Genomic DNA, 10863 nt, shown 5'->3' on the forward strand with positions numbered 1-10863 from the left:
CCTAGAAGGAGTGTTCGGGGCCGGGGAATTCGCCGGACCGGACGTCCCTGCCATAGGCCGTGGCGGCGTCGTGCAGGGTGCTGCGCAGGTCCGCGTACTGCTTGACGAACTTTGCCATCCGCCCGCCCCGGAGCCCGGCCATGTCCTGCCAGACCAGGACCTGGCCGGTGGTTGCCTTTCCCGCGCCGATACCCACCGTGGGCACGGCTACGGCCGCGTCGACCGCCGAGGCCGTCTCCGCGGGAACCATTTCCATCAGCACGCAAAAGGCGCCGGCCTCTTCAAGAGCGCGGGCGTCCTCGATCAGCCGCTGGGCGTCGTCGCCGCGGCCCTGGACGCGGTATCCGCCCAGGGCGTGCTCGCTCTGGGGCGTGAAGCCAATGTGCGCCATGACCGGGATGCCGGCCTGCACCATCGCCCGGACTGTGGGGGCGTAGTACTTCCCGCCCTCGATCTTAACCGCGTGGGCCAGCCCTTCCTTCAGGAACCTGACGCCGGCGGCAACGGCCTGCTCCGCGCTCACCTCGTAGCTGCCGAACGGCAGGTCGGCCACCACCAGGGCACGCCTGGCCGACCTGGCGACAGCCCGGCACAGGGGGAGCAGTTCGTCAACGGTCACCGGAAGGCTGGTCTCGTTCCCGAAGACGTTGTTGGACGCCGAGTCACCCACCAGGAGCACCTCGATGCCGGCGGCATCGAAGATTTCGGCCGTGTACTGCTCGTAGGCGGTCAGCATGGCGAACCTGGTGCCGTCCCGCTTGGCCTGCTGGAGGTGGTGGACACGGACCTTGGCAGGCTTCCTTTCCGACGCAGACGCGGCCGCTGCGCCGGGGCCGTTGCCGTACGGGGCAGGTACTTCTGCGGACGCGCTGGAGTCTGAGCTGTTGCTGGAGGCCATGGGAAGAGCGTAGTGCGGGACATGCCGGACTAGCTACTGCGGGCATCCCCGGCAAAAGGTGATTAGCGTCATAGCGGCAGGCTGCTGCCGGGGGTTCGGCGATTCCGCTGCCCGTGGCGCCGCCCGGAGGCATGATTCGGGGACCGCCAGGTTAATGCTGTGTTACGCACGGCGCAGGCTGAAGCATCGGCGCCGAATGATTAGTACAGTGATGATGAACTGCTGCCGGCTTTCCCCTTTGCGCGGACCCCGGAGCATGGACGTTGACCGGAGAAGAGGCCATCATGGACCGCCAGCAAGAATTTGTCCTGCGCACAATCGAAGAGCGCGACGTACGTTTCGTGCGCCTGTGGTTCACCGACGTCGTGGGATCGCTGAAGTCCGTAGCGCTGGCCCCGGCGGAGGTCGAAGGCGCATTCGAGGAAGGCCTGGGGTTCGACGGCTCCTCCATCGAAGGCCTGGCACGTGTTTTCGAATCCGACATGCTGGCCCAGCCGGATCCCGCCACCTTCCAGATCCTGCCGTGGCGCGGTGAGACGGAGCAGACCTCCAGGATGTTCTGCGACATCCTGACCCCCGACGGCGAGCCGTCGGCTGCCGATCCGCGCAACGTGCTCAAGCGGACCCTCGCCAAGGCCGCGGACATGGGCTTCACCTGCTACACCCACCCCGAGATCGAGTTCTACCTCCTCAAGTCGCACGAGCCGGGACCGAACGGTGCTCCCGTGCCCGTTGACGAGGGCGGCTACTTCGACCACGTGCCCGGCGGCGTCGCCCAGGACTTCCGCCGCACCGCGGTGACCATGCTGGAGTCTGTCGGCATTTCCGTGGAGTTCAGCCACCACGAGGCCGGCCCGGGCCAGAACGAAATCGACCTCCGCTACGCTGACGCCCTGCAGACGGCCGACAACATCATGACCTTCCGCACCGTCATCAAGGAAGTGGCGCTGCAGCAGGGCACCTATGCCACCTTCATGCCCAAGCCGTTCACGGACCACCCCGGATCCGGCATGCACACGCACTTCTCCCTGTTCGAAGGTGACAGCAACGCGTTCTTCGAGGCAGGAGCGGAGTTCCAGCTGTCCAAGACGGCCCGGCAGTTCATTGCCGGCATCCTCAAGCACGCCCCCGAATTCACGGCCGTCACCAACCAGTTCGTTAACTCCTACAAGCGGCTGTGGGGCGGCGGCGAAGCTCCCAGCTACCTCAGCTGGGGCCACAACAACCGTTCTGCCTTGGTCCGCGTTCCCCTGTACAAGCCGGGCAAGGGCCAGTCCGCCCGGATCGAGTACCGCGGCATCGATTCCGCTGCCAACCCGTACCTGGCCTACGCCGTCCTGCTCGGTGCGGGCCTGAAGGGCATCGAGGAAGGCTACGACCTGCCGGCCGCAGCCGAGGACGACGTCTGGTCGCTGAGCTCCGCTGAGCGCCGTGCCATGGGCCATGACCCGTTGCCGGCCAGCCTGCACGACGCCATCCGCTCGATGGAGGATTCGGAACTGATGCCGCAGATCTTGGGCGAACAGGTCTACGAGCACTTCCTGCGCAACAAGCGCGCTGAATGGCAGGACTACCGGCTGCAGGTGACCCCCTACGAGCTGCAGCGCAACCTCGGCATCCTCTAGGTGCCGGGCGTGAGCCTGGCACGCCGCCTGATAGCGGCAGGATTCAGCGACCTGGAAAAGGGCGAACGGTTCCTCGGCGCACGCGAACTCGAGGGCCTGGACCAGGACAGGATCTTTGCCGGGCTGCAGCTGGCGGCCAGCCCGGACACTGCACTGCAGTCCCTGGTCCGCCTGATCGAAAAGCACCCGCAGCTGCGGGACCTGGCGGCCGCCGACCTGGAAGCCAGCGAGCCAATGTACCGGGTCCTCGGCGCATCCGAGGCCCTGGGGGAATTCCTCATCAGGCACCCGGAGCACCTGGACGCCTTCGAGGTCCGGGCCAGTCCCGAGCCGCTGCCCGCCGATCCCGGGCGGCTGCGCGCCACGCTCCTGCAGTCAGTGGGCGCCGATCCCCGTGCCGCCCGTCCCGTTGCTGCCGCCACAGGCACGGACGCCTACGCCGCCCTGCGCACTGCCTACCGGCGCGGGCTGGTGGACCTCGCCGTGAAAGACCTTTGCGCCGCGGATCCGCTGGACTTCCTGCCATCGGTGGGTGGCGAACTGGCGGACCTTGCTGCCGCCGCCATCGAGGCCGCCCTGGCCGTCTCCCGCGCCGAAGCCGCGGAGCAGCACAGCGTCGCTGACATCGCTGACGTCGGCCTTGCCGTCATTGGCATGGGCAAATGCGGAGCCCGGGAACTGAACTACATCTCCGACGTCGACGTCATTTACGTGGTGGACGCCGGAAGCCTCGATGACGCGCAGGCCAACACCATTGGCACGGCACTGGCGAGCGGCATCTCACGGGCCATATCGTCCGTGGCCCGGGAACCGGGCCTGTGGGAGGTGGACGCCAACCTGAGGCCGGAGGGTAAGTCGGGGCCGCTGGTCCGCACCCTCGCCTCCCACGAGACGTATTACGCCAGGTGGGCCGAGAGCTGGGAATTCCAGGCGCTCCTCAAAGCCCGTGCCATCGCCGGCGATGCCGCCCTGGGGCGGGCCTACGAGGCCGCCGTAGCCCCGTTGATCTGGAGCTCGGCCGGGCGCGAGGGCTTCGTGGAATCCGTCCAGGCGATGCGGCGCCGGGTCACCGAGAACATTCCGGCCGCCGAAGAGCAACGCCAGATCAAGCTGGGCCGCGGCGGACTGCGCGACGTCGAATTCACCGTCCAACTCCTCCAGCTGGTGCACGGCAAGGCGGATGAGACATTACGACGGCGGGACACCACCTCCGCGATCGCTGCCCTGTCAGCCGGCGGCTACATCGGCCGCTCCGACGCGGCCGCCTTTGACAATGCCTACCGCTACCTTCGGCTCCTGGAACACCGGATCCAGCTGTTCCAGCTTCGCCGCACCCACCTCATGCCCGTGGCGGAACCGGCCCTGCGTTCCCTTGCCAAGGCGGTGCTGGGGCCTTTCTCCAATGAACGGCCCAGCCCGGATTCCCTGCTGTCCGCGTGGCAGCGGACCAAACGCTCGGTCCGTGAACTGCATGAGCGCATTTTCTACCGGCCGCTGCTGAACACGGCCGCCAAACTCAGCAGCGAAGACGCGAGGCTAACGCCCGAGGCAGCCCAGGGACGGCTTGCAGCGCTGGGCTACCGGGATCCGCAAGGCGCGATGCGCCACATCGAGGCGCTGACCGCCGGTGTGAGCCGCCGGGCAGCCCTGCAGCGCCAGCTCCTGCCCATCCTGCTCGACTGGCTGGCGGAAGGCGTGGATCCCGACGCCGGGCTCCTCGCCTTCCGCCGGGTCAGCGAGGCCCTGGGCACCACGCACTGGTACCTTGGCCTGCTCCGCGACTCCAATGCTGCCGCCGAACGGCTGTGCCACATGCTGTCCAACTCCCGGCTGATTGCGGACCTGCTGGAGGTCTCCCCGGAGTCGGTGGCATGGCTGGGGCAGGACAAGGACCTGGTTCCCGTGGGCTTCGAAGCCCAATGGCAGGAAATCACCGCCAAGATGTCGCGGCATGAGGACCCCGAGAGTGCCATGCGCCTGATCCGGCTGATCCGGCGCCGGGAAATCCTGCGCACCGCCATCGCCGATTCTGCAGGGCTCCTGGACCAGGACCGAGTCGGCCAGGCCCTGGCAGATACTGACCGCGCCGCCGTCCTTGGCGCGCTGCGGGTGGCGGAGGGAATCGTCTCGGCCCGCGGACCGCTTAAGACCACGGTGCTGGTGGTGGCCATGGGACGGCAGGGCGGCCGGGAGATTGGATACGGGTCCGACGCGGATGTAATGTACGTCCACCGTGCCCTGCCTGGCTTCTCCGAAGCGGAGGCGCAGGAACAGGCCTCCCGCATCGTGGTCAAGGTTTCCAGCCTGCTCACCCAGCCGCTCAAGCCGGCCATCATGGCAGAACGCGTCCTCCAGATGGACGCCGACCTCCGGCCCGAGGGCAAGAACGGAGCCATGGTGCGCTCCCTGGATTCCTTCGCCGAGTATTACCGCCGCTGGTCCCTGATCTGGGAAGCGCAGGCACTCCTGCGGGCGCGGCCCATGGCCGGGGACGATGGCCTTGCCGCTGACTTCCTCAAGCTGATCGATCCCATCCGATATCCGGAAACCGTGGCGGAGCAGGATGTCCGTGAGATCCGGCGCGTCAAGGCCCGGGTGGAAGCCGAGCGCCTGCCGCGCGGCGCAGACCCCGCCCGGCACCTCAAACTGGGCCGGGGCGGGCTCAGCGACGTCGAATGGCTGGTGCAGCTGCTCCAGCTCCAGCACGCCGGAGAACACCCGGAACTGCGGACCACCTCCACGCTGGAAGCCCTGACGGCCGCGTCGGATCTTGGCCTCCTGGACGACGGCGACGCCGGCCTGCTGGCGGAAGCATGGCGGCTGGCCAGCCGCATCCGATCGGCCAATGTCATCTGGAGCGGCAAGGCTTCCGACCTCCTGCCGTCCTCGCGCCGCGACCTTGAGGCGGTGGCGCGCTGGTGTGGCTATGAGCCCGGCCATGCCGCGGCACTGGAGGAAGACTACCTGCGGGTGAGCCGACGGGCGCGGGCGGTATTTGAACGTGTCTTTTATGGGCACTGACTGGGTCTGGTTGATTTCACTGCGTGACCTGGATGCAGATGCCCGCGCCATCCAGTTGGGTGCCATCGCGGACATGTCGCTGCTGCCCGGCCAGGAAAGGTTCGTGGGCGAGCCGCTGCGCATGGCGCTGGCGGGCCTGGCGGACGAGTCCCGGTGGCCCTACATGGTGGAGTCCGGCGGCGACGCAGCCGGCCTCTTGACACTCCAGGCGGGGGCTGCAGGCCTCGCCGGGTGGCCCGACGACTGGTCAGCCTGGCTGCTGCGGGGCTTCCTCATCGACAGCCGGCACCAGGGCAAAGGGTTGGGGACCCGCGCGGCCGCCGCCGCGGTGGAGGCCGCGCGGAAGCTGACCGCCCGGCACCAAAGCGGCGAGTCCGGCGTCGTACTTTCCGTCAATGAGGAAAACCCTTCGGGCCTGGCCGCTTACCGCCGCGCCGGTTTCATCGACGCGGGCCGCTACCTTGGCGGCGATGCGGGGCCGCAGCGGACCATGTTCCATGCCTTTGCCCCTGCCGGACCTTCGTAACGCGCTGGACCGGCATTGCGCTTAGCAAGCGTTTGCCAGAGGATGTGGGTGGCGGTGTTCTTCAACCTTGTTGGGGGGAAGGCTGGACAGTCTTCGTCTCGGGGGGCATTCGTCAGGGGGTCCGGCTCCCGGTCTCAGCACGTCTGGAGACGGGCCCCCACCTTAGTTTTCTCCGTCCGCGGCGCCTCCGCCCGGACAACGCGAAGGCGGCCACCGGATGAACCGGTGGCCGCCTTTGCTTTTTCGCTAAGCGTTGATGCTACACGCCGTAGTAGAGCTCGAACTCGTAGGGGTTCGGGCGCAGGGACAGCGGGCGGATCTCGTTCTCGTACTTGTACTCGATCCAGGTGTCGATCAGGTCCTGGGTGAAGACGCCGCCGGCCTGCAGGAACTCGTTGTCCTCGCGCAGGGCCTCCAGTGCTTCCTCCAGAGTGCCCGGAGCCTTGGGGATGTCCTTGGCTTCCTCGGCCGGGAGCTCGTAGAGGTCCTTGTCGATGGGAGCCGGGGGCTCGATGCGGTTGCGGATGCCGTCAATGCCGGCCATCAGCTGGGCAGCGAAGGCCAGGTACGGGTTGGAAGAGGGGTCCGGTGCGCGGAACTCGATGCGCTTGGCCTTGGGGTTGGAACCCGTGATCGGGATGCGGATACCGGCCGAGCGGTTGCCCTGCGAGTAGACCATGTTGACCGGGGCTTCGAAGCCCTTGACCAGGCGGCGGTAGGAGTTGACCGTCGGGTTGGTGAAGGCCAGGACAGCGGAGGAGTGCTTCAGCAGGCCGCCGATGTACCAGCGGGCGGTGTCGGACAGGCCGGCGTAGCCCTTTTCGTCGTAGAACAGCGGCTCTCCCCCGTTCCACAGCGACTGGTGGCAGTGCATGCCCGAGCCGTTGTCACCGAAGACCGGCTTCGGCATGAAGGTCACGGACTTGCCCCAGGCGTCAGCGGTGTTCTTGATGACGTACTTGAACTTCTGCAGGTCATCAGCCGCGTGGGTCAGGGTGGTGAACTTGTAGTTGATCTCGGCCTGGCCGGCGGATCCAACTTCGTGGTGGCTGCGCTCGACCTCAAGGCCGGCTTCGTCCAGGGCAACGCACATGGCGTCGCGCAGGTCAGCCTGCTTGTCGGTGGGCGAAACCGGGAAGTAACCGCCCTTGACGGGGGTCTTGTAGCCCAGGTTGCCGCCTTCTTCTTCGCGGCCGGTGTTCCAGTGGGCTTCCTCGGAATCGATCTTGTAGAAGCTGCCCTCGGGGGAGGACTGGTACTGGACGTTGTCGAACACGAAGAACTCTGCCTCGGGGGCGAAGAACGCGGTGTCGGCGATGCCGGTGGATGCGAGGTAGGCTTCGGCCTTCTCGGCGACGCCGCGCGGGTCGCGGTGGTACGGGTCACCGGTGCGCGGGTTGACGATCGAGAAGTTCAGCGCGAGGGTCTTCTCCATGCGGAAGGTGTCCAGGAACGCGGTGGTGACGTCCGGGATCAGCTGCATGTCAGATTCGGCGATGCCCTGGAATCCACGGATGGAGGAACCGTCGAACAGCTGTCCGTTCACGAAGAAGTCAGCGTCAACGCTCTTCGCGGGAACGTTGAAGTGCTGCTGGACGCCCGGAAGGTCGGTGAAGCGGATATCGACGAACTTTACATCTTCGTCCTTGATGAACTTGAGGACTTCGTCCGCAGTCTTGAACATCTATGCTCCTAACGCATATGTAAATATCTGGCATGCACGCCATATGATCCAGCGCAATCCAATATCAGGGAGAACACAGGGCTTTCCCTGGTGCGCGACCTGCCGGGGGATTGCTTGAAACTTCTACCAGACTATGGATCCGGCATTTCCCGTCCGTGTCCGCATTGTTTCGCGCAGGTTACAGAATGCCCTGCTACGACAACGCTATCGTCCGTCCACACTGTGGTCGAGTCCCATCCACACTGTGGGCGTGTTGCTGCAGCGCGGATCGGTAAACTTGGAGGGTGGTAGATCGCGAAGATATTGGCTCCTGGCTCACCGGACCGGATACGTCCGGCATCTCCAAGTATCCGGGGGAGCGTCTGGGCCTGCCTGAGTCCGGTCCGGGCTCCATTGCCAGGGCAGGCCGCCGGATCCTTGCCATCATGATCGACTGGTTCATTGCCCTGCTGATCAGCAACTTCGCCTTCGGCGGCGATTCCTGGGCGACGCTGGCGGTGTTCGCCGTCGAACAAACCCTCCTGGTGGGAACGCTGGGCTACAGCATCGGCCACCGCATCATGGGCATTGCCGTGATCAGGCCCGGTGGCGGCACTCCGGGGCCCCTGGCCGGCCTGGTCCGCGCCGTGCTGCTCTGCCTGGTCATCCCCGCCGTCATCTTCGACCCCGACCAGCGTGGCCTTCATGACAAAGCCATGAACACGCTCCTCGTCCGGCGGTAGCACCCGCCCGGCAAAAGCGCTGCGCCTATGCGCCGGCCTGGCGTCTTCGCCGGAAGGCGGACGCGTTCGCGACCATCACGCCCCCAACTACGATGGCTCCGCCCACGAACTGCGCGGCGGTATGGAGCTGTCCGGCGAGCATGGTCAGGACCGCGGTAAAGACGGTGATCAGGTTGAGGAAGACGCCCGCACCTCCTGCCGGCAGGACCGTCAGGGCGCGGTTCCACAGCACATAGGACAGCACCGACGGGAAAATCGCGATAAAAAGCAGGGAGGCCAACGCGCTGCCGGCAGTGGGCACGGCAAGTCCGCCGCTGGCGAGATGCACCGGCGCCAGCAGGGCCACGGCCAGCGCTGCCTGGACGGCGGTGGCGGTAATCGGCGGGATCCTCGGTGCCAGGCGCCCGATCACCGTGTAGGCCGTCCATACCACTACCGCGCCAACCATCAATATTTCGCCGGTGCCAAAACCAGCGGCTGCCAGCCTGCCCAGGTCTCCTCCGCTGATGACGATGAGGACGCCCGCCAGGGCCATCACCACGCCGGCCACCGCCAGGGGCGTGAGCCGTTCGCGCAGGAACACCGCGGCCGCCAGCGTGATGAGCGCCGGGTTGAAGGCGTTGATCAGCGAAGCGTTGAACGCATCGGTATGCTCCAGGGCAAAGTACAGGAGAAGGTTGTAACCGAGCAGGCCGAACACGCTGAGCGCCAGCAGCCAAGGCCATGCGGCCAGGACCGCCCGCCAGGATGGCCGCTCCACCAGTTGGGCTATCAGCAGCAGCGGCACCAGCGCAATCGCCCACCGCAGGAAGACCAGGCTGAGCGGGTCGATGCTGTGGACGGCAGCAGCGCCCACAACGTAGTTGCCCGCCCAGAACAGGGTTGCCCCCAGCAAGGAGACGAGTGCTGTAAGCCGCTTTCGTCCGTGGGCCGCCGTATCCTGCCTCTCCGCGTGCTTCACCCTAAACCCCTGGTCAACGGAGTCCACTATGCCCTGGCTCTTCCTAAGCTCGGCTCGACTCGAGGGCAGCGGAGTTGTCCGCGGCTTCGGCGGCGGTGAGGAAGCCCCGGCGTGCTGCCCAGCGTTCGAACAGGAGAGTGGCGAACGGGAAAACCGCCGAGACGCCGGCCAGCACGGCCACCAGGAACGGCCAGCGTTGTACGCGCCACAGCATGAGCGCGGCGACCCCGTAGGCGACAAACAAGGCACCATGGATGGGACCTGCCACCTGGACGCCGAGCTCGGTAGTGCCGGCAATCCACTTAAAATACATTCCGGCGAGGAGGGCAGCCCAACTGCAGGCCTCGGCTACGGCGAGGATGCGGAAGGCGCGGATCACTGTTGTCCTGAGGTTCATGGTCAAGTCCTGTCGTCGTGTGCTGTTCGGTGCCGCAGGAGGGGACCCGCGGGGGTCGGCCCGGGCACAAAGAAAAACGCCCCGGTGGCCGGCCATGCCGGTACCGGGGCGTTTCGCCGGCTAGCGTCCGCGGTTGGGACGGGCCTTGTAGGGGTCGATGCCCTTCGGAATGGGCAGCCGGGTACCCATGGACGCGATGCGCTTGGATACGGTGCTGACTTCAAGTTTGGTGAGCTCGTTCTTCATCTTGCCCATCTTCTTGGCCACCTGGCTCAGCGGTACCTGGCCTTCGCCGTGGCCGGTCTGGATGGTGTGGACCGGAACGTTGGGCAGGATGCGGGCAAGGCGTTTGCGCTCGGCGTCCAGGAGCGGCTTGACCCGGTGGGTGGGGCCTTCGCTGACAAGGACGACGCCGGGCCGGCCGACGGCGCGGAAGACGGCATCCTGCGTGCGCGGGTTGACCGCGACGGGCTGATCCTCGGTGATCCAGCCACGGCGCAGCGTGCCGAGGGCGGCGCCGGAGGCTCCCGGCTGGTTTTCGATTTGCGCGAACGCTGCACGCTCAGCGCGGCGGGACAAAATGAAAGTGGCCGCCAGCAGACCGAGGGGAATGCCGATAATCAGGCCGGTGATCCAGTTATCCAGCCAGAATCCCACCAGGAAGCTCACGGCTACCACGCCGAGGAAGACCAGGAGCATCAGCCACGGGACCATGGGGTCGTGGCGGCGGGTCATGGTGAAGACCTCGCCAATTTGCTTGAGCCTGCTGGGCTTCTTGGCCTTGGCTTCCTTGGGCTTGCGCGAGAACAGGCCGCGCTTCGCCGCAGTGGTGCCGGCCGGGGTGGAATTGCTGGAGTCAGGGGATTTCGCCATAGTGCCTCAATTCTACGTGACTTAAACCAAAAGGCCGGACGCTGGAGTCTTCCGGCGTCCGGCCTTTTGGCCCATTAGGGACGTGGAATCAGGACTTGCTTGCCAGGAGGGTGGCGGCTTCCTGGCGGGTGGTGCCGGAGTCCTGGATGCCTTCTG

At 66.4% G+C, this 10863-nt stretch carries 9 protein-coding genes; 4 read left to right on the top strand and 5 right to left on the bottom strand.

Annotated elements, in window-relative coordinates; translation table 11 throughout:
• Position 1 precedes the first annotated feature (1 nt).
• A complete protein-coding gene (gene panB / locus HNO81_RS11800) occupies positions 2 to 898 on the bottom strand; it encodes a 3-methyl-2-oxobutanoate hydroxymethyltransferase (protein ID WP_175318316.1) in 897 nt (298 codons plus the stop codon).
• 284 nt (positions 899 to 1182) lie between these two features.
• On the opposite strand from panB, the gene glnA (HNO81_RS11805) reads away from it, so the two are divergent.
• Genes glnA (HNO81_RS11805) through HNO81_RS11815 form a run of 3 tightly spaced genes read left to right on the top strand, consistent with a single transcriptional unit; the run spans position 1183 to position 6070 of the window.
• Entirely contained in the window at positions 1183 to 2523 is a 1341-nt protein-coding gene (glnA, locus tag HNO81_RS11805) for a type I glutamate--ammonia ligase (protein ID WP_141160830.1), read from the top strand.
• Between the two features lie 9 nt (positions 2524 to 2532).
• Positions 2533 to 5544, top strand: a complete 3012-nt coding sequence (locus HNO81_RS11810) for a bifunctional [glutamine synthetase] adenylyltransferase/[glutamine synthetase]-adenylyl-L-tyrosine phosphorylase (protein WP_175318317.1) — start codon at positions 2533 to 2535, stop codon at positions 5542 to 5544.
• Positions 5534 to 6070, top strand: coding sequence for a GNAT family N-acetyltransferase (locus tag HNO81_RS11815; protein ID WP_175318318.1), 537 nt, complete (start codon positions 5534 to 5536; stop codon positions 6068 to 6070). Before HNO81_RS11810 ends, HNO81_RS11815 begins: the two co-directional genes overlap by 11 nt.
• A gap of 259 nt (positions 6071 to 6329) precedes the next feature.
• Here HNO81_RS11815 and glnA (HNO81_RS11820) read toward each other — a convergent pair whose 3' ends face one another.
• Positions 6330 to 7754 carry a type I glutamate--ammonia ligase gene (glnA, locus tag HNO81_RS11820; protein WP_141160827.1) on the bottom strand — a complete coding sequence of 475 codons (1425 nt, stop codon included), beginning with the start codon at positions 7752 to 7754 and terminating at the stop codon, positions 6330 to 6332.
• 284 nt (positions 7755 to 8038) lie between these two features.
• Here glnA (HNO81_RS11820) and HNO81_RS11825 point away from each other — a divergent pair, with 284 nt between their 5' ends.
• Positions 8039 to 8476, top strand: a complete 438-nt coding sequence (locus HNO81_RS11825; protein ID WP_175318319.1) for an RDD family protein — start codon at positions 8039 to 8041, stop codon at positions 8474 to 8476.
• A gap of 25 nt (positions 8477 to 8501) precedes the next feature.
• On the opposite strand, the gene HNO81_RS11830 is transcribed toward HNO81_RS11825, so the two are convergent.
• From HNO81_RS11830 to HNO81_RS11840, 3 genes are all read right to left on the bottom strand, one after another.
• Positions 8502 to 9437, bottom strand: a complete 936-nt coding sequence (locus HNO81_RS11830; protein WP_175318320.1) for a DMT family transporter — start codon at positions 9435 to 9437, stop codon at positions 8502 to 8504.
• A 43-nt stretch (positions 9438 to 9480) separates the two neighbouring features.
• Positions 9481 to 9834, bottom strand: coding sequence for a DUF3817 domain-containing protein (locus HNO81_RS11835; protein ID WP_175318321.1), 354 nt, complete (start codon positions 9832 to 9834; stop codon positions 9481 to 9483).
• A gap of 120 nt (positions 9835 to 9954) precedes the next feature.
• Positions 9955 to 10707: a DUF4191 domain-containing protein gene (locus tag HNO81_RS11840; RefSeq protein WP_175318322.1), complete on the bottom strand. Its 753-nt coding sequence runs from the start codon at positions 10705 to 10707 to the stop codon at positions 9955 to 9957.
• Positions 10708 to 10863 lie beyond the last annotated feature (156 nt).

The sequence above is a fragment of the Pseudarthrobacter sp. C4D7 genome (genome assembly GCF_013359725.1).
Taxonomy (GTDB): Bacteria; Actinomycetota; Actinomycetes; order Actinomycetales; family Micrococcaceae; genus Arthrobacter.

Excerpts from the sequence above, each read along its gene's own strand:
- HNO81_RS11840 (WP_175318322.1), bottom strand. The coding sequence starts at position 10,707 with ATGGCGAAATCCCCTGACTCCAGCAATTCCACCCCGGCCGGCACCACT.
- glnA (WP_141160830.1), top strand. The coding sequence starts at position 1,183 with ATGGACCGCCAGCAAGAATTTGTCCTGCGCACAATCGAAGAGCGCGAC.
- HNO81_RS11815 (WP_175318318.1), top strand. The coding sequence starts at position 5,534 with ATGGGCACTGACTGGGTCTGGTTGATTTCACTGCGTGACCTGGATGCA.
- glnA (WP_141160827.1), bottom strand. The coding sequence starts at position 7,754 with ATGTTCAAGACTGCGGACGAAGTCCTCAAGTTCATCAAGGACGAAGAT.
- HNO81_RS11835 (WP_175318321.1), bottom strand. The coding sequence starts at position 9,834 with ATGAACCTCAGGACAACAGTGATCCGCGCCTTCCGCATCCTCGCCGTA.
- panB (WP_175318316.1), bottom strand. The coding sequence starts at position 898 with ATGGCCTCCAGCAACAGCTCAGACTCCAGCGCGTCCGCAGAAGTACCT.